Consider the following 17,031-nt stretch of genomic DNA (forward strand, 5'->3'; position numbering starts at 1 on the left):
GTTGTGGGCGATGCCCGGTGGCGTACCGTCCCAGCGATGTCCACTCAGGCTTTCGCCGGCGTCGTCGCCATCGTCGGCGGGGTGATCATCGCCGTGCTGGCGTTCGTGCCGATGGCGGCGGTGACCTACCGGAGGCGGGGCCAGCTCACCCGCCGTGACCTGGCCAACCTGTTGGTGTCAGCGGTCTACGGGTTGTCGCTGTGGACCTACACGCTGCTGCCGTTGCCGGCGAGCGATGACTTCGAGTGCCGTGAGGCCATCACCCGTCCTGAACAGGTCCTCGACATCATCCGTGCCCACCCCCACCACACACTGTTGGACCTGGCCCGCAACCCGATGGTGATGCAGATCGCCCTCAACGTGGCCCTGTTCGTCCCACTCGGAGTCCTTCTGCGGGTACGGGCGCGCCGAGGCGTGTTCACCGCCGCATTGGTGGGGTTGGCGATGTCGTTGGCCATCGAGGTGACCCAGCACACCGGCCTGTGGGGCATCTACGACTGCGCCTACCGCTACTTCGACATCAGCGACCTGATCTCCAACCCCACCGGTGCGGTGGTGGGTTCCGTCCTCGCCGCAATGGTCGCCGGCCGCAGGCCTGCCCCCCTTCCCCGGGTCACACCGCGCCTGACTAGGGGGCGACGGGTGGTCGCTCTGGTCAGTGACCTGCTGGTCGTCGCCCTGCTGGGCTCGCTCACCGTCGTCCTGTGGCGCGCCTGGCAGTTCCTGGGAATCACCGAGACCTCGCCCCTCATCGCCCAGCGCCAAGCCCTCATCCAGTGGGGCCTCCCGCTCGCCGTCCAGACCATCTCGGTAGTCGGCTGGGGGACGACGATCGGTGAGCGGGTGGTCCAGGTCCGCACCCAAACCCACCGCCGGACCTGGGCCCTGCCCGCTCGCCTGATAAAGCTGAGCACCGGGGTCGGGGCTCTGGCGGTGCTCGGGGCTGGGGTAATCCCCGGCTCGGGCTGGCTTCTGCTTGGCCTCACTACCGCCCACCTGGCCGCCGTCGCCATGCCCGGCGGGCGGGGCCTGTCCAACACCCTGGCCCGCCTCGATCTAGTTCTCGACTCGACCACCGGGCCCTCCGCTGAGGGGTCAGCGTCGACCCCGGCGGCCAGCTGACGGTCACGTGAGGATCTGACCGGTAGTTTGCCGAGCATGAGGTCAACATCGATCCCACCGCGGTGCGCACCTTTCCGATCGATCTCGGCTCGGCCGTCATGGAACTGAACGCTCAGGCAGTGAACGAGATGTTGGCCGAGTTCTTTCCCGGCGCGGGGGCATCGTGTGCCGAGCTGGGACCCGACTTCGCGGTGGCATCCAACCCGATCTCAGACTTCTCGATCCGTCCCGGGGGCTTCGTATCGGGACCCACGCAGTTCGCCATGGCCGATGCCGCCCTGTGGTACCTGACATTCGTGGCCATCGGCCGCATCGAGCCGATGGCTCTCACCTCGGAGCTGTCCATTCGCTTCCTGCGGCCGGCCCAAGGCGAACGGATCTGGGCCCGAGCCCAGCTCAACACCGCCACCCGCCGCTCGGTGGTCGGGTCCGTCGACATATGGATGGACGACCAGCAACACCGTCCGACCGCCGTCGCCCAGGGAACCTACGTCCTCCCCCGCACCTGACCTCGGGCCGCCCGGGTTCGAGCGGACCTAGTGTTGGGCCATGCCCACCTACGACTACCGATGCCTGGTCTGTGACCGGGTGTTCGAGAAACGGACCGCCATGGCCGTCGCCGACGACGTGAGCTGTCCCGAAGGTCACTCCGACGTGAAACGGCTCATGTCGGTGTTCGCAGTGTCGGGCAAGGCAAACCCAGCGTCGTCGGCGGCGCCTTCTCCCGCCCCATCGGGCGGAAGTTGTTGCGGTGGCGGTTGCGGGTGCGGCTGAGCCCGCCGCGAACGACTCGAACCGGGGGGAGCACCTAGATGAGCAAAGACGCGCTGGCCGGAACGGCCGAGGATCGGGCCGTCGGGGCCCTGGTCGGGCTGGCGGTTGGGGACGCCGTCGGCACCACTCTCGAGTTCAAGCCTCCGGGCACCTTCACCCCGATCACCGACATGGTGGGAGGCGGACCGTTCCGGCTGAAGCCCGGGCAGTTCACCGACGACACGTCGATGGCCATGTGCCTGGCCGAGTCGATCCTGCACGCCGGTGACCTCGATCCCGCCGATCAGCTCAGCCGCTACGTCGAATGGTGGCGCAACGGCTACTGGTCCTCCACCGGCATCTGCTTCGACATCGGCGGCACGACCACCCGGGCCCTAAGCCGCTTCGAGAGTTACGGCTCCGTGATCGACGCCGACACCAACCCTGAGGACGCCGCCAACGGGTCGCTCATGCGACTGGCCCCGGTACCGATTCGTTGGTGGACCGATGTGGCCGAGGCTGCCGAACGTTCCGGCCGGTCCAGCACCACCACCCATGCCGCCGCTCGCCCGGTAGATGCCTGCCGGGCCTACGGAGCGATGATCGCCGCCACCATTGCGGGCACGCCGTTCGACGATGTGCTCGACCCCGGTTTCTGGCACTACGGCGAACTGCATCCCGCTGTCGAGGAAGTCGTCCGCGGGTCGTGGCGCACCAAGCAACCACCCGCCATCCGGGGCACCGGGTACGTGGTCGATGCCATGGAAGCGGCGCTGTGGGCAGTGGCCGGGGCCGACGACTTCGCCGCCGCGGTGCTGCGTGCCGCCAACCTGGGCGACGACGCCGACACCACCGCCGCCATCGCCGGGCAGTTGGCCGGCGCTCGTTTCGGTTGTTCCGGCATCCCGCCGCGGTGGCGGGATCTGTTGAGCGAAGGTGACCGCATCGCCGCGATCGCCGCAGATCTGTTCCGAGCCGGAGGAGGAGGCTCGTGACCGACACCGAGGCCCAAGCTCACATCTGGGTTCACGATGACTCCGTGCACGGCTACTGGGTGGAGCCGGGTTCGATCCTGGCCGGCGAATATCCCGGGGCGCTCGACCCCGACCAAGCCGCCCACCGCGTCGACCTGCTGATCGCCAATGGGGTGCGAACGTTCGTGGATCTCACGTCTTGTTCCACCACCGATCGCCATCTGCTCCCTTAGGACCCGAGCGGATAGGTCCGATCGTCGTCGCTACCAGGTTGACCAGACCGAGGCTTCGCCTCGGTTTAACCATGCCGTACTTATGGGTCGGCTCGCCTCCGCTCGCCTCCTTACGAGCACCTGATCGCTCCATCCGCCGAACGTCACGAGGTCGAGGCGTCGTGGGTCAACCATCCCCTTCCTGACATGGGTGTCGGTACCAGAGGTGACTACGACAGCATTGTGGCCACCATCGTCGAGGCCACCGAGCGGGGCGTGGTCTACGTGCACTGCTGGGGTGGGATCGGACGGACCGCCACGGTGGTGGGCTGCCTGCTGGTCGACCAAGGTCTCGACGGTGGGCAAGCCCTCGAGCGCATCGGGACCTGGCGGGCCCTCACCCGCAAGGCTCACCAGCCGGCACCCCAACACCCGACCCAGTTCCAAGTGATCCACGACCGGGCGTCAGCCCAGCCATGACTGGACACCAACGTCCTGCCCCGACGTGATCCAGTTGTGGGCGAGGACCGGACAGCGATGACGGCTGGACCTACCCGCTAGGGCCCTAGGGCTCGAGAGAGGTCATGGCCTCGGTCAGTACTGCGAGGGTGCGGGCCTCCTCGTCAGGATTGCCACCCATTGGCACGGCGGTGAAGTCGGTGGCTCCACAGGCGGCGATATCTCCAAGGGCATCGCGCACGAACTCCTCGTTGCCCACGATCGACAGGTCGCCCAGGCCTTCCACACCCTCGATGTCCATCATCGCCCGGTAGCTGGGCAGGGTGGCGTAGTTCGCCAGGATCATGGCCAGGAACTCACGGGCCGGGGCTGGGTCATCGGTTACCCAAACCGGAATCGAGCACACGACGGATGGAGCCGGGCGATCAGCGGCCGCGGCAGCATCGTTGACGAGCGGGGCAATGTGGGTGGCGATGGTCTTGGGGCCCACGCACCACAAGATGGTGCCGTCAGTGCGTCGACCGGCCACCTTCAGCATCTGGGGACCGAGCGCGGCGATCATCACCTTGGGCACTCCCGCCGATGGCTTTGCCGCGGTCCCGTCGAACGACCAGGCCTCTCCTTGGAACGACGCCGATCCCGTGGCCAACAGGTCGTTGAGGATGGCGAGGTAATCGATCATGTGACGGACCGGCTTGTCCCATTCCATGCGCAGACTGGCTTCAACGTGGGGCTGATGATTGACCCCGATGCCCACGATCAGTCGCTCGCCCACCAGCGACTGGGTGGTGAGGGCCTGCGCCGCCAGGGTGTGGGGGTGGCGTTCCCATGTGGAGATGACGGCGGTTCCCAGCTCCATGGCGGAACCGGTATCACCGTGGGCGGCTATCGCGGTTAGGGCGTCGATCAAACCAACCTGGGCTACCCAATAGCTGGAGAAGCCCGTCGCCTCGGCGGTCTTCATGTCGTCGAGCAGCCCGGCCACCCCGTGGGAGATCATCCGGCCAGACCCGTTGATGCCGTAGCGCATGACGTCAGGCTAGGTGAGCAACGGCAGCTTGAGGTTGGGGTCGGCTCCGTGGTCGAGACCGCTGGGACCGTCCGATCCGAGTCGCCACCACGCGGCAGCAGCCACCATGGCGGCGTTGTCGGTGCACATGGCTCGGCTGGGCAAGAAGCCGTGGACCCCGTCTTCAACACACGCCGACAGGAACCGTTCCCGCAGCAGTGAGTTGGCCGCCACCCCACCGCCCAACACCAGACCCTTGGCGCCGATCTGGGCCGCGGCCCGCCGAGCCTTCGCCACCAGCACATCTACCACCGCTTCTTGGAAGCTGGCCGCCACATCGGCGGTGGCGGCATCGGGGTGCTTACGAACGTGGTTGATGACCGCGGTCTTCAAGCCTGAGAAGGAGAAGTCGAGACCATCGGCCATCATGGCCCGAGGGAAGGCGATGGCGTGAGGGTCGCCGTCCATGGCGATGCGGTCGATGGCCGGACCCCCGGGATAGCCGAGCCCGAGGTAGCGAGCCACCTTGTCGAAGGCCTCGCCGGCGGCATCGTCGAGGGTGGAACCGAGCAGCCGGTAACGACCGTGGCCCTCCATGGCCACCAGCATCGTGTGACCACCCGACACCAGCAGCACCACCACCGGCAGCTCCAGGCTCGGGTCCTCCACCAAAGCGGCGTACAGATGAGCCTCGAGGTGGTTGACGGCCACGAACGGCACATCCCACACCAGGGCCAAGGCCTTGGCGGTACTGACCCCGACCAGGAGCGAACCGACCAGGCCGGGACCGACTGTGGCCGCCACCGCATCGAGGCCCGGGCCATCGACGCCAGCTTCTACCAAGGCTTCGGCGATGACCGGGGTCAACAGGTCGACGTGGGCCCGGCTGGCGATCTCGGGCACCACACCACCGAAACGGGCGTGGATGTCGACCTGACTGGACACCACCGACGAGCGGACGATGTGCCCGCCGACCACCACCGAGGCCGCGGTCTCGTCGCACGAGGTCTCGATGCCCAGGATGGTGGTGGACGCGTCGACGGTCGAGTCGGGGTCGGAAGCGAGATGGATCATGTCAGCACGAACCTCGGGAGGGATGCCCTGACGGTACCGGGACCGGCTCGGCAAACCCCTGCCTGACGGTGGGCGGGTCGAACGACGCTGCCAGCTCGCTCAGTCGCCCGGCGTAGTCGGGACCCGACACCTCGTGGGCCCACATGACCAGGGCGTCCTCTCCGTTGTCGGCGTAGTACGCCTTGCGGGCCCCGGCCGGAGCGAACCCGAAGCGTCGGTAAACCGACTGCGCCGCCAGGTTGGACACCCGCACCTCCAAGGTGAGCTGGTTGGCACCCATCTCCAGGGCTTGGTGGACGAGCTCCACCAGTAGCCGGGTGGCAAGACCCTGGCCCTGCCAGTCGGGGTGGACGGCCACCGTGGCGACGTGCCCGTCATCGGCGATCATCAACAACCCGGCATAGCCCACCACGGTGGCTCCGACCCGGGCCACCAGGTAGGTGCGCCCCGACCGATCCAGTTCGTCCTCGAACAGGCGCGACGACCACGGGCGCGGGTACACGAGGCGTTCGATCTCGAGCACTGCTCGCAGGTGCCGACGCCGCATGGGCGAGACGGTCACCTCCACCGAGCCGGGATGACCCTCGACCCTGTCCCCAGCTACACCGGCCGCCGCTGGGGTCACGCCCCCTCCCGGGTAGTCCAGTTGATCTCGGCATCGGGCTTGCGCAGGTAGTTCAGCTCAATCTCCTGGGGCCGGACCCAGTCTTCGCGCAAGGCCCGGGCATGGGCGAGCTGTACCAGCGAACGCGCCGACGGGTAGGCGTGGTCTCCGCCGGCCACTTCTATGTCGGCTCGATCGATGAATCGGTCGGCGTAACGGATGGCCCCGTCTCCGGCCAGCAAGGTCTCCCCCGGTTGGGCCAGCAGTTCGGCGGCCAGCTCATCGGGTGAACCCACCGTCGGTTCGCCTAGCCGCTGAACCCCGCCGGGGACCTGGCGGTAGAAGGCCCAGAACACCTCGCCACGGCGGGCATCGATCACCGCCGCGATGCGCCGGTCGGTGTAACGCAACGGAAAGGCCAACAGGTCCAGGCTCGACACCGCGATCATCGGGACCCGCAGGGCCTGTGCGATGGCCTTGCCCGAGGCCACCCCCACCCGAAGTCCGGTGAACAGTCCCGGCCCGTTGTCCACGGCCACACAGGAGATCTCCTGCAGCTCGACGCGGGCCTGGCGGCACACGAAGTCGATGGCCGGGGTCAGGTTCTCGGCATGGCGCTTGCCCCGGGCCGAATGCGACGAGGCCAGCACCCCTTCGTGGCCGCCGATGGCACAACCGACCTGGGCGGTGGCGCTCTCCAATCCGAGGATCAACATTTCTGTCCCTGACCCTCCTGGTCACACCAGCGTTGAACGGTCTCAGCCAGCAGTCGGGTGCGGGCCTGCCACCGACTACCTCGAGCCGACACCTCCAGGCGCCGGTCGTCATCACCTTCGCCGAAGGTGATGCGCACCTCCAAGATGTGCTCACCCAGGGCGGGAAGCACGGCGTCGCCCCATTCCACGACCATCACCGCGTCCTCGTCGAGCATCTCGCCTACGCCAAGCTCGAGGACCTCACGAATCTGGTCGAGCCGGTACACGTCGAGATGGTGCAGGTCGAGGCGCTCCCCTGGGTACTCGCGCACGATGGTGAAAGTGGGGCTGGTCACCGAGTCCGACACCCCGAGTCCCAGTGCGAACCCCTGGGTGAAGGCGGTCTTGCCGGCCCCCATCTCACCGGCCAGCACCACCACGTCTCCTGCCCGGCACAGCCCGGCCAAGGCTTGGGCCAGTGCCTTGGTCTGGTCGGGGGATCCGGTGCGAACGAGCACGAACCGATCGTAGTGACCACCTCCCCCCGAAGGAACAGGCTGGTCAGGACCGGTGGTTCGCTGCGGTCAGAACGGACCCCCGGCCGCTTCCACCTGATCGGCCTCCACTGGCCGGTCGTCGGCGGCCACCGCTTCGGCTACCGAGGCAACCTGCCCTTCGACACGGGCCACGAGGGCGTCGATCAGCTCGGCCAACTCATCGGGACGTTCCTGCATGAGCTGATGCCCGGCCCGGGGTAGCACCACGAACTCCGAGCCCGGCATTACACGGGCGATGGCCCGTCCGGCCGGAACCGGGGTGAGGAGGTCCCTGGTTCCCACCACCACCACCGATGGGGTTCGGGTGGCCGCCAGCGCGTCACGGGCGTCGTGTTCGACGATCCCGAGGAGTGAGTCGATCAGGTGACCGTCGTGCATGGAGGTGGTCATCTCGTGGACGATGTCCACTGCCCGCGGGTGAGGTCGGTCGCCGAACACCATCCTGACCGCGGGGCGACCCACCACCTTGCGGGTGGGAAGGCCTGCACCGCGATCGATCTGGCCACGACCGCTGGCCAGAACTCGTCGGGCCATCCCTTCCATGTAGGGCGGGACGGCCTGGTGGCCAGCGGTGGCGACCAGGGCCAAGCCGGCCACCCGTTCGGCCAGCACGTCGGGATGGTCGCCGCAGAACCTCATGACGGTCATCCCGCCCATCGAGTGGCCGACGACGATCGAATCTCGCAGGTTCAGTTCGGTCAGCAGGGTGGCCAGGTCGGTGGCCAATCGGGGTAGACCCAGACCCAGCGAACCAGGCTGTGATCGACCGTGGCCGCGCAGGTCCACGGCGATGACCCGATAGCGGTCGGCGAGCTGGTGGAACTGAGGCGACCAGACGTCGTGGCGGAGCGTCACGCCGTGGAGCAAGACCAGCGCCCGCCCGGAACCCTTCTCGGCGTAGTGGATGGTGCCGCCGTCCGGGGTGGGCACATCGCCTTCGGTCACGCCGTCGGGCATCTCGAACAGGTGCGGCGGGAGCGGCGGCCGGTTACGGCCCGGATCGGGGGACACCGGCCCCGAAGCTTCTGCTGGGTGGGTCGACCGGTAGAGGCCGATGGCGGCAGCGCCCACCGCGGCCCCGGCCCCGAGCAGCCCGATGGTACGGGCGGTATGACGGTTCAAGATCCTGCTCACACTTCGTCTCCGTGGGTGAATGACCGGACAGCATGCTGCCACCGCGCCAAAGGATCGGCACGTCCGTCGGCCGTCACCGATGAAGTCAGTGGTAGCAGCGGGGGACGCGGAGGCTGACCCCGCACACCACCTCGTAGTTGATGGTGCCGAGACGCTCGGCCCACTCGTCGGCGGTGATCTCCTCGTCTCCCTGACGGCCGATGAGCACCACCTCCTCGCCCACCTGCACAGGTCTGTCCCCGCAGTCGACCAGCAGTTGATCCATGGTGACGGTTCCAGCCACCGGGAAGCGGCGACCGCCGATCAGGACCTGGGCCCCCGTGGATCCGAGGCGGCGGGCCACGCCGTCGGCGTAACCGAGGGGCACGGTGGCGATGTTGGCGTCGGTGGCAGGGTGATAGCGAAGGCCGTAGGAGAGACCTTCGCCGGCCGCGACCCGCTTGACGTGTGATACCCGGGCCTTGAGCGACATGGCGGGGCGCAGACCGACTCGGCCAGATAGGGCGGGACTGGGAGGGAGGCCGTACATGCCGATTCCGATTCGCACCAGGTCGTAGCGGCTGGCCGGGTGGGCAATGGCGGCCGCGGTGTTGGCGGCGTGGCGCATGGCTACGTCTACGCCGGCCTGAGCCAGGTCGTCCAGCACGTCCTGGTAGCGGCGGAGCTGCACGTCGGTGAAGGGGTTGTCGGGTTCATCGGCCACGGCGCAGTGGGTGAACACCGACGCCAACCGCAGCTCGGGTCGGGCGATCACGGCCTGAGCCAATCCGACGACCTCGGCAGGCTGGGCCCCCACCCTGTGCATGCCGGTGTCCACCTTGAGGTGGACGGCTATCGGCTGTCTGGGGCTGCGGGATGCGGCGGCTGCGGCCAACTCCTGGACACCGGCGGCGGTGTAGACGGTGGCGTCGAGGTCGTGGCGGACCAGGTCGTCGAGCTCGTCGGGAGAGGCTTGGCTCAGCACGATGATCGGGCCGTGAAGCCCGGCGTCACGAAGCTCGGACCCCTCTGCGGCCAGGGCCACTGCCAGCCGGTCCGCTCCCCCGGCCAGAGCGGCGCGGGCGACCTCTACGGCTCCGTGGCCGTATCCCTGTGCCTTCACCACCGCGCAGACCCGAGCCGGAGCCACCAGGTCGCGAAGCACGGTCACGTTGTGGGTGACGGCTCCTAGATCTATGTCTGCCCAGGCCGGACGCACCGTGTCGGTCAGCTCTCGGGGCTGGGGCGGTCGCGGTCCAACAAGGCCCGCAAGATGTCGACCCGGGCGACGATCCCGACCAGCCCGCTGTCTCCCACCACCGGCAGGCGCGAGATGTCGTGGTCGTGGAGCAAGGTGGCGGCTTCCTCCACGGTGTCGTCGGCGCCGATGGTGATCGGGTCCGGTTGCATCACGTCGGAGACCGTGCTTCCCAGGGTCTTGCGTAGATCTTCCTCGAAGTGCCGCTTTGCACTGGGAAGTTCGATGGTGGCTCCGAGGATGGAGATCACCGTCGGAAAGTGGAGGCGGCTGCTCTGGACGATCAGATCACCGGTGGACAGCATGCCGACCACGGTCCCGCCCTCAGCCACCACCGGGGCACCGTCGATACCTCGGTCGACCATGGTCTCCATGGCCTCGTATGCCTGGTCGTCAGGGGCGAAGGTGAGGACCTCGCGGGTCATCACCTCGGATACGGGGGTCTCACGAGACATCAGGGTTCCTGGAGGTGGGAGAAGGCGACAGGTAGGAGGGCTACCAGGTCCGATGCGACCAGGCCCCGGGGCCAGGCTAGGGCGCCGGCCCGGCCGTGCATGTGTGCGCCGGCGGCCGCCGCTTCCAGCCCACCCAGCCCACCGGCCAGGAGGGCAGCGATGATCCCGGTGAGCACATCGCCGGTACCGGCCGTGGCCAAGCGGGCGTCGCCGCTGGTCACCACGAGCACCGACCCACCGGGGTCGGCAACCACGGTGGTCGCTCCTTTGAGCAGCACCACCGCCCCGACGCGAGCGGCCAGTTCCCGGGCTGCGGCGAACCGGTCGGAGCCCGGCCGGTGGCCGGTGAGGGACTCGAACTCGCCGTCGTGGGGGGTGAGCACCACGGGGCCGGCGCCCTCGGCACGAGCCGCGACCACCGATGCCGCCGCGGCACCCAGGGCGCTGAGCGCGTCGCCGTCGACCACGGTGGCTAGATGGCACTGGCTCACCAGCCGGCGAACCTCGGCTTCGGTGCCGGGACCTCGGCCCAGGCCGGGTCCTACCGCCAGGGCATGACAACGGTGAAGACCATCTGACAGCACGGTCTCGGCCCACCCGTCGACCGGCAACGGCGTGTACACGCACTCGGTGGGTGCCCCCGGGTCGGTGACCGCCCCGGGGGTCGACGCCCACAGGTATCCGGCGCCGGCCCGCATGGCGGCCGCGGCCGAGAGCCGGGCAGCACCGGTCATGCCGGGGGAACCAGCCACCAGGCGCACCGCGGCCTTCCACTTGTGGGTGTCGGCTGGGCGGACAGGAAGCCAAGATCTCACCTTGTCGTCGTCGAGGAGACGTGCGCGGGCAGATGAAACATCCAGGCCGATATCGGCCACCTCCACCCGACCGGCCAGTCGCCGGCCGTCGGCCAGCAGCAGCCCCGGTTTGAGGGCCGCGAAGGTCACGGTCACATCGGCGGCAAGAGGCTCACCCGCGGCGACGCCGGTCAGCCCGTCGACACCAGAAGGGATGTCGACGGCCAAGACCGCGGTGTCGGTGAGTGCCGGCTGGGGGGCAACGTATGTTCCTGTGAACCCGGTGCCGTAGGCGGCGTCGATCACCAGGTCTGCCGGTGGCAGAACGGCCGGCGCCGAAGCAGCATCGAAGATCTGGCAGCGGACGCCGCGCTCTGTCAGTCGACGGGCAGCTTCCCGCCCGTCGTTGCCGTTGTTGCCCTTACCCGCCACCACCACAACCCGTCGGCCGTAGGAACCGCCGAGCATCGCCACCGCGGTGCGAGCCACCGCGGTGCCCGCCCGACCGATCAGAACTTCGACCGGCTCAAGCGCCTCGGCATCTATGACGCCCATCTCCGTCGGGGTGACGACCGCATCCATCACCACAATCCTGCCCGATCATCGCCGAGGGATGATCGTCGACGGACTCTGCCAACAACCCTTCACACACGAGCGTGACGAGTTCGGTGGAACGCTCAGATGGCCCGGACCGGAATTGTGACGCGGCCTGCTCCGAGATTGCGGTCGGTCACGCCCGGTGAGAGCTGTTCGAGCAGCCCGAGGGTCTCGTCTCTGTCGGCGATGAGCTGGTCGGCCTGCCACTCCGGTCCGACGAAGGCCATCATCGGGTCCTCGGCCACAGCGCGGATCCGATCGGCGATGTAGTTGACGGAATCACCGTTGCAAGTGGTGCACAACGGACCCCGGTTCCGGGTGTAGTCGAGCTTGGGACCGAAGATGTCGATCAGGCTCCGGTCGAACACCGAGGAGAACGGCACCCGCTTCTCCCAGTCTGAGCAGCACAGGAAGTAACGCCCGTCGAAGCCGATGAACTGAGACGTGAACGGCCACACGCACTCGGGGGCGCCTCCGCGCTCCTCCAGGATCACCCGCGCCTCGGCCGGCTCGGACCGCTCCGAGAAGTACATGTGATCGAGCGGAAGTGAGCCACCGCGGTTGATCAGTGGGAACGCAAAGAAGTTGGTGAACCCGTGACCGCTCCAGAAGCTCCTCATCGTCTCGATGTGCGCCGGATCGTTGCGGTGGTCGACCAGGATGATGTTCACCGCGCTCCGGCCCTCGGCCAACTCCCGGAAGCGGAGCAGGTTGTCGAGCGTTCGTTGCCATGGGAGCTTGTAGATGGCCTCGTACTCGTCGTCCTTCTCGCCCACGTTTATGTCGAAGCGTTTGACCCCGGCGTCGATCAACGCCCGCGCCTTCGTCTCATCGAGCAGAGAACCGTTGGAGGAGACGGTGCACAACAGCCCGGCATCGACCACCGCTCTTGCGAAGTCGACGGCATGCTTGTTGATGAGCGGCTCACCCAGGCCGCAGAGGCTCACCCACACGTCCCTGCCGGTTCGTTCCTTGGCCACCGCCTCGAACTCGACGGCGCGGGCCAGCGCTGCCTCGAACGTCTCCGGCGTCATCAACCCCTGGTCCGGGGTGGCGGCGCGAGGGCAGAAGTAGCAGTCCGCGTTGCAGCGGTTCGTCAGCTCGATGTCGATGGTGAAGTGGTCCGGGATGGTCACTCGGGACTCCTAGGGGCAGGTCGCCTCGGCGCGCGAGAAACGTTTCACACGCTACCAGCCCGCTGGCTGGACAGCATCGGGGCCTGGCCCCAGGCCGTAGTCACGAGAACACCCTGGTCAACGGACCGTCCAAGAGCGGGTCGGTAGATTGCGGCGGTGACCGCTTCCTCCACCTTGACCCTCGCCGATGGGCGGGATCTGGGCTTCGACGACGTTGGCGACCCCGAGGGCGCGGCGGTCATCTTCGTCCACGGCACCCCTGACTCCCGACGGTCACGTCACCCCGACGACGACCGGGCCCGCGCCTTGGGGGTGAGGCTGGTGGCGGTGGACCGGCCCGGCATCGGGCTGTCATCACCACATCGGGGCTTCACGGTGGGTTCGTTCGCCGACGACGTGGCCGCCTTGGCCGACTGGCTCGGTTTCGAGCGGTGGGCGACTTTGGGATGGTCCGCTGGCGTGCCGTTCGCGGTGGCCATGGCCGCCCGCCATCCCGCCAGGGTCGCACGGGTGGCAGCCGTGGCCGGCCTGGTTCCCTTCGCCGCCTACACCACTCCCGGGATCCTCGACGACGCCGACGGGGGACGCCACCTGGTGGCAGAGTTGGGCGCCGAGCTGGGCGCCGTGGCCACCGCAGAGATGGCGGCTCCGATGTTGGCGCCGTGGCCTTGCGATCTGGACCTGGCCCGCCAGCACGTGACCGAGGGAGCCGACGACAAGCGCCGAGCCGACCTGGGAGCGGTGACCGGTGCGGTTGACGCCATGGCCTGGGGAGTGGTCGATGCCGTCGCTCAGGGGTTGGACGGCCTGATCCGGGAGGTGGAGCTGCAGGTGGAGGCCCCTGACGTCGACTGGTCGATGGTGCAGTGCCCGGTCGACCTCTGGTACGGAGGGCGGGATCAGACATCCCCGCCCGCGTTCGGAAGGTGGTGGAACGAGGCGTTGTCGACCAGCGATCTGATCGTCGACCCCGACGCCGGGCACCTGATCGCCCTCACCCACTGGGATCAGATCCTGGCGCGTGTCCTCGCCTGACCAAGACCCGGGGCGGGGGGTACCGGTAGCGTCTGAGGCCATGGCAGACACCGGTTCGTGGATCGAACGAGACGTGGCTTCGGTGTGGCACGGCTTCACCCAGATGGCCTGCTACGCCGACAACCGGCCGGTGATCGTGGACCGCGCCGAGGGGCGTGAGGTGATCGATGTAGACGGCAACCGCTATCTGGACGCCATCTCGTCGCTGTGGGTCACCACCCTCGGCCACCGGGTGCCCGAGCTGGACCAGGCGATCCGGGACCAACTGGACCGGGTAGCCCACACCACCATGCTCGGGAACGGTAACCGGATCGTGATCGAATTGGCCGAGTCACTCGCGCCTCGGGTTCCCGTCGACGGGGCTCGGTTTCTGTTCGCCAGCGACGGTGCCGCCGCGGTGGAACAGGCCCTGAAGGTGGCGTTCCAGTTCTGGACGAACCAGGGTGTTTCGGGGCGCACCAAGTACCTGGCCTTCGGCGGCGCCTACCACGGCGATTCGATCGGTTCGCTTTCGGTGGGTGACGGCGGCTTCGGCACCGACGTGTTCGATCCGTTGCGCTTCCCCGTGTTGCGGGCGCCGTCTCTGGGTGAACCGGGAGCGGTGGAGGCCGCGCTGTCGGCGATCGAACAACATGGGTCGGAGCTGGCGGCGGTGGTTCTCGAGCCACTGGTACAGGGCGCAGCGGGCATGGCTCTGGTGCCACCCGAAGCGGTGGCAGCCGTCGCCGCCGCGGCATCGGCCCACGACGTGTTGGTGATCCATGACGAGGTGGCCACCGGGTTCGGACGGACCGGCACCCTGTTTGCCACCGAGCAGTGCGGCACCCGACCCGACCTGTTGGTCCTGGGCAAGGGCATCACCGGGGGCTACCTACCCCTGTCGGCCACGGTCGCTTCGGACCGGGTATGGCGAGCGTTCCTGGGACCTGACCTGTCCGAGCGCACCTTCTACCACGGGCACTCCTACAGCGGGAACGCCCTGGCCGCGGCGGTAGCGCTACGGCACCTCGGACTGTTCGAGGAGTGGGATGTGCTGACCAACGTCAACGACCGAGCCGACCAGTTGGCTCAGCGGTTGGCTCGATCGGTGGCGTCACTTGCCACCGTGAGAGAGGTGCGCCAGTGCGGGTTGATGATCGGTGTGGAGTTGGCGCCACCCGCCGACGGGTTGCGATGGGGTCGGAGGGTGTCGGCGGCGTGCGTGGACCAGGGGGTGTTGATCCGCCCCCTGGGTGACGTGATCGTGCTGATGCCGCCGCTCACGACAACTGCCGCTGAGATCGACCGGATCGTTGACGCCTTGGCCTCTGCCATCGTCGAGGTGACCGACCCCGATGCCGCCGCCCGAGATGCCGATGGCCACCACGATGACGTGGCCTGACCTGATCGACCAACGGCTGAACTCGATTCGAGTCGAGGGCCGATGGCGGTCCTACCGGGATCTCGACGGGCTCGGCCCGGTGGGGGTGCTCACCGCGGAGGGCCGCGAGGTGGTTTCGTTCGCGTCGAACGACTACCTAGGTCTCACCGCGCACCCGAAGGTGATCTCAGCCGCGCACGCCGCCTTGGATCGTTGGGGTTCGGGGAGTGGCGGCTCGAGGCTGATCACCGGGGCCCGCCCGATCCACCGGGAACTGGAGGAGACGTTGGCCGAGTGGAAGGGGACGGATCGGGCCGTGTTGTTCCCGACCGGCTTCGCCGCCAACCTCGGGGTGCTGTCCACCCTGGGCGGGGCCGAGGTGACGATCGTGTCGGACTCGCTCAACCACGCTTCGATCATCGACGGCACCCGTCTGGCCCGGGCCCAGGTGGCCATCGCCCCTCACGGAGACGTAGACGCGATCGAGTCCCTGGTGGGGTCGGCTGCGGGTCTGGTGATCGTCGTCTGCGACACCGTGTTCTCGATGGACGGAGACGTGCTCGACGTGGCCGAGGTCGCCGATGTGTGTCGCCGCCACGGGGCGCTTCTCGTTCTCGACGAAGCTCACGCCGTGCTCGGACCTCACCCCGACCCCACCGACCTCAGCGGTGTGGAGGTGGTTCGGGTGGGCACCCTGTCCAAGACCCTGGGGTCGCTGGGGGGATTCGTGGCCTGCTCGGGTCCGGTGGCCGACCTGTTGGTCAACGCAGCCCGGTCATCGATTTTCACCACCGCTCTGAGCCCGGCCGACACTGCTGCCGCGCTGGCGGCGCTGGGGGTTCTGCGTAGCCCCGAGGGCGACGATCTGATCGCCCGGCTGCGCCGACACGTGGACCGTCTGGCACCGCGTCATCCGTCGCCGATCGTGCCGGTGGTGCTGGGAGACGAGTTGCGGGCGGTGGAGGCCGCGTCGGCGTTGTTGGATGCCGGTCTGTTCGTGCCCGCCATCCGCCCGCCCACCGTTCCGACCGGCACCAGCCGCCTGCGGGTCACGTTCTCGGCAGCCCACACCGACGCCCAGGTGGAGCGCCTCATCGCCGCGCTCGAGGCCTTGGACGTCCCCGCTCTCGAGGCAGTGGACGGGGTCGACGGGCCGACCGCCGGGGGGACAACATGAGCCGGCCACATCACCTGGTGCTGGTGACCGGCACTGCCACCGAGATCGGCAAGACCTGGGTTGGCGGCAAAGCAATAGCGGAACTGCGGGGACGAGGTCTGGTGGTGGCGGCCCGAAAACCGGCGCAGTCCTTCGACCCCGATGATCATCACCCGAGTGACGCCGAGGTGCTGAGCGCAGCCAGCGGCGAACCAGCCCACCAGGTGTGCCCGCCCCATCGTGCCTACCCGGTGGCGATGGCCCCGCCGATGGCGGCAGAGGTCCTCGGGCTGGCAGTGCCGACCACCGCCGACCTGCTGGCAGAGCTCGCTTGGCCCGACCCTCCGGTCGACGTTGGTTGGCTGGAGACGGTGGGTGGACCCCGTTCCCCCATCGCCGTCGATGGTGATGCCGTCACCATCGCTCGCGCCTTGAGGCCCGAGGTGGTCGTGGTGGTCGCCGATGCCGGTCTCGGCACCGTCAATGCTGTGGCGTTGACGGTGGATGCGTTCTCCGGGTTCCGCGTCGAGGTGATCCTCAACCGGTTCGATGCCGCAAGCGACCTCCACCACCGCAACGTGGCCTGGCTGGTCGAACATCACGGTCTTCGCTGTGCCACCACCATCACCCAACTGGCCGACCACATCTTGGACGGCTAGAGAGGTGAG

20 protein-coding genes are annotated in these 17,031 nt (G+C 68.2%); 10 read left to right on the forward strand and 10 right to left on the reverse strand.

Features of this window, described 5'->3' with window-relative positions:
* The first annotated feature begins 36 nt into the window (after positions 1 to 36).
* The 6 genes from IPG97_03265 to IPG97_03290 all read left to right on the forward strand — a co-directional run bounded on the left by IPG97_03265 (position 37) and on the right by IPG97_03290 (position 3,541).
* Positions 37 to 1,122, forward strand: coding sequence for a VanZ family protein (locus IPG97_03265; protein ID MBK6855591.1), 1,086 nt, complete (start codon positions 37 to 39; stop codon positions 1,120 to 1,122).
* Positions 1,123 to 1,226: 104 nt separating this feature from the next.
* Positions 1,227 to 1,631 carry a PaaI family thioesterase gene (locus IPG97_03270; protein MBK6855592.1) on the forward strand — a complete coding sequence of 135 codons (405 nt, stop codon included), beginning with the start codon at positions 1,227 to 1,229 and terminating at the stop codon, positions 1,629 to 1,631.
* 40 nt (positions 1,632 to 1,671) lie between these two features.
* Complete coding sequence (locus tag IPG97_03275) at positions 1,672 to 1,896, forward strand: zinc ribbon domain-containing protein (protein MBK6855593.1); 225 nt, start codon at positions 1,672 to 1,674, stop codon at positions 1,894 to 1,896.
* Between the two features lie 53 nt (positions 1,897 to 1,949).
* Positions 1,950 to 2,870: an ADP-ribosylglycohydrolase family protein gene (locus tag IPG97_03280; GenBank protein MBK6855594.1), complete on the forward strand. Its 921-nt coding sequence runs from the start codon at positions 1,950 to 1,952 to the stop codon at positions 2,868 to 2,870.
* Complete coding sequence (locus IPG97_03285) at positions 2,867 to 3,082, forward strand: hypothetical protein (protein ID MBK6855595.1); 216 nt, start codon at positions 2,867 to 2,869, stop codon at positions 3,080 to 3,082. Before IPG97_03280 ends, IPG97_03285 begins: the two co-directional genes overlap by 4 nt.
* 186 nt (positions 3,083 to 3,268) lie before the next feature.
* Positions 3,269 to 3,541 carry a hypothetical protein gene (locus IPG97_03290; protein ID MBK6855596.1) on the forward strand — a complete coding sequence of 91 codons (273 nt, stop codon included), beginning with the start codon at positions 3,269 to 3,271 and terminating at the stop codon, positions 3,539 to 3,541.
* 85 nt (positions 3,542 to 3,626) lie between these two features.
* On the opposite strand, the gene IPG97_03295 is transcribed toward IPG97_03290, so the two are convergent.
* From IPG97_03295 to IPG97_03340, 10 genes are all read right to left on the reverse strand, one after another.
* Positions 3,627 to 4,550, reverse strand: coding sequence for a TIGR03564 family F420-dependent LLM class oxidoreductase (locus tag IPG97_03295; GenBank protein MBK6855597.1), 924 nt, complete (start codon positions 4,548 to 4,550; stop codon positions 3,627 to 3,629).
* A gap of 9 nt (positions 4,551 to 4,559) precedes the next feature.
* Positions 4,560 to 5,603 (reverse strand): tRNA (adenosine(37)-N6)-threonylcarbamoyltransferase complex transferase subunit TsaD, encoded by a 1,044-nt coding sequence (gene tsaD, locus IPG97_03300; protein MBK6855598.1) that lies wholly within the window; start codon positions 5,601 to 5,603, stop codon positions 4,560 to 4,562.
* 1 nt (position 5,604) lies between these two features.
* Entirely contained in the window at positions 5,605 to 6,150 is a 546-nt protein-coding gene (gene rimI / locus IPG97_03305; protein MBK6855599.1) for a ribosomal protein S18-alanine N-acetyltransferase, read from the reverse strand.
* A 74-nt stretch (positions 6,151 to 6,224) separates the two neighbouring features.
* A complete protein-coding gene (gene tsaB, locus IPG97_03310) occupies positions 6,225 to 6,923 on the reverse strand; it encodes a tRNA (adenosine(37)-N6)-threonylcarbamoyltransferase complex dimerization subunit type 1 TsaB (protein ID MBK6855600.1) in 699 nt (232 codons plus the stop codon).
* Positions 6,917 to 7,420, reverse strand: a complete 504-nt coding sequence (gene tsaE, locus IPG97_03315) for a tRNA (adenosine(37)-N6)-threonylcarbamoyltransferase complex ATPase subunit type 1 TsaE (GenBank protein MBK6855601.1) — start codon at positions 7,418 to 7,420, stop codon at positions 6,917 to 6,919. The genes tsaB and tsaE overlap by 7 nt, the downstream gene beginning before the upstream one ends.
* 66 nt (positions 7,421 to 7,486) lie before the next feature.
* A complete protein-coding gene (locus tag IPG97_03320; GenBank protein MBK6855602.1) occupies positions 7,487 to 8,593 on the reverse strand; it encodes an alpha/beta hydrolase in 1,107 nt (368 codons plus the stop codon).
* An 85-nt stretch (positions 8,594 to 8,678) separates the two neighbouring features.
* Positions 8,679 to 9,803, reverse strand: a complete 1,125-nt coding sequence (locus IPG97_03325) for an alanine racemase (protein ID MBK6855603.1) — start codon at positions 9,801 to 9,803, stop codon at positions 8,679 to 8,681.
* Complete coding sequence (locus tag IPG97_03330; protein ID MBK6855604.1) at positions 9,800 to 10,285, reverse strand: CBS domain-containing protein; 486 nt, start codon at positions 10,283 to 10,285, stop codon at positions 9,800 to 9,802. The genes IPG97_03325 and IPG97_03330 overlap by 4 nt, the downstream gene beginning before the upstream one ends.
* Positions 10,285 to 11,661: an NAD(P)H-hydrate dehydratase gene (locus IPG97_03335; protein MBK6855605.1), complete on the reverse strand. Its 1,377-nt coding sequence runs from the start codon at positions 11,659 to 11,661 to the stop codon at positions 10,285 to 10,287. The genes IPG97_03330 and IPG97_03335 overlap by 1 nt, the downstream gene beginning before the upstream one ends.
* 95 nt (positions 11,662 to 11,756) lie before the next feature.
* Complete coding sequence (locus tag IPG97_03340; protein ID MBK6855606.1) at positions 11,757 to 12,812, reverse strand: radical SAM/SPASM domain-containing protein; 1,056 nt, start codon at positions 12,810 to 12,812, stop codon at positions 11,757 to 11,759.
* A gap of 156 nt (positions 12,813 to 12,968) precedes the next feature.
* On the opposite strand from IPG97_03340, the gene IPG97_03345 reads away from it, so the two are divergent.
* From IPG97_03345 to IPG97_03360, 4 genes are read left to right on the forward strand one after another with little or no spacing between them, the layout of a single operon-like run.
* Entirely contained in the window at positions 12,969 to 13,847 is an 879-nt protein-coding gene (locus IPG97_03345; protein ID MBK6855607.1) for an alpha/beta hydrolase, read from the forward strand.
* Between the two features lie 40 nt (positions 13,848 to 13,887).
* Positions 13,888 to 15,228: an adenosylmethionine--8-amino-7-oxononanoate transaminase gene (gene bioA / locus IPG97_03350; GenBank protein ID MBK6855608.1), complete on the forward strand. Its 1,341-nt coding sequence runs from the start codon at positions 13,888 to 13,890 to the stop codon at positions 15,226 to 15,228.
* On the forward strand, positions 15,182 to 16,384 hold the full coding sequence (locus IPG97_03355; protein MBK6855609.1) for an 8-amino-7-oxononanoate synthase: 1,203 nt from the start codon (positions 15,182 to 15,184) through the stop codon (positions 16,382 to 16,384). Before bioA ends, IPG97_03355 begins: the two co-directional genes overlap by 47 nt.
* A complete protein-coding gene (locus IPG97_03360; GenBank protein MBK6855610.1) occupies positions 16,381 to 17,022 on the forward strand; it encodes an AAA family ATPase in 642 nt (213 codons plus the stop codon). Before IPG97_03355 ends, IPG97_03360 begins: the two co-directional genes overlap by 4 nt.
* Positions 17,023 to 17,031: the final 9 nt, after the last annotated feature.

Source organism: Microthrixaceae bacterium, from assembly GCA_016702505.1.
GTDB lineage: Bacteria > Actinomycetota > Acidimicrobiia > Acidimicrobiales > Iamiaceae > Aquihabitans.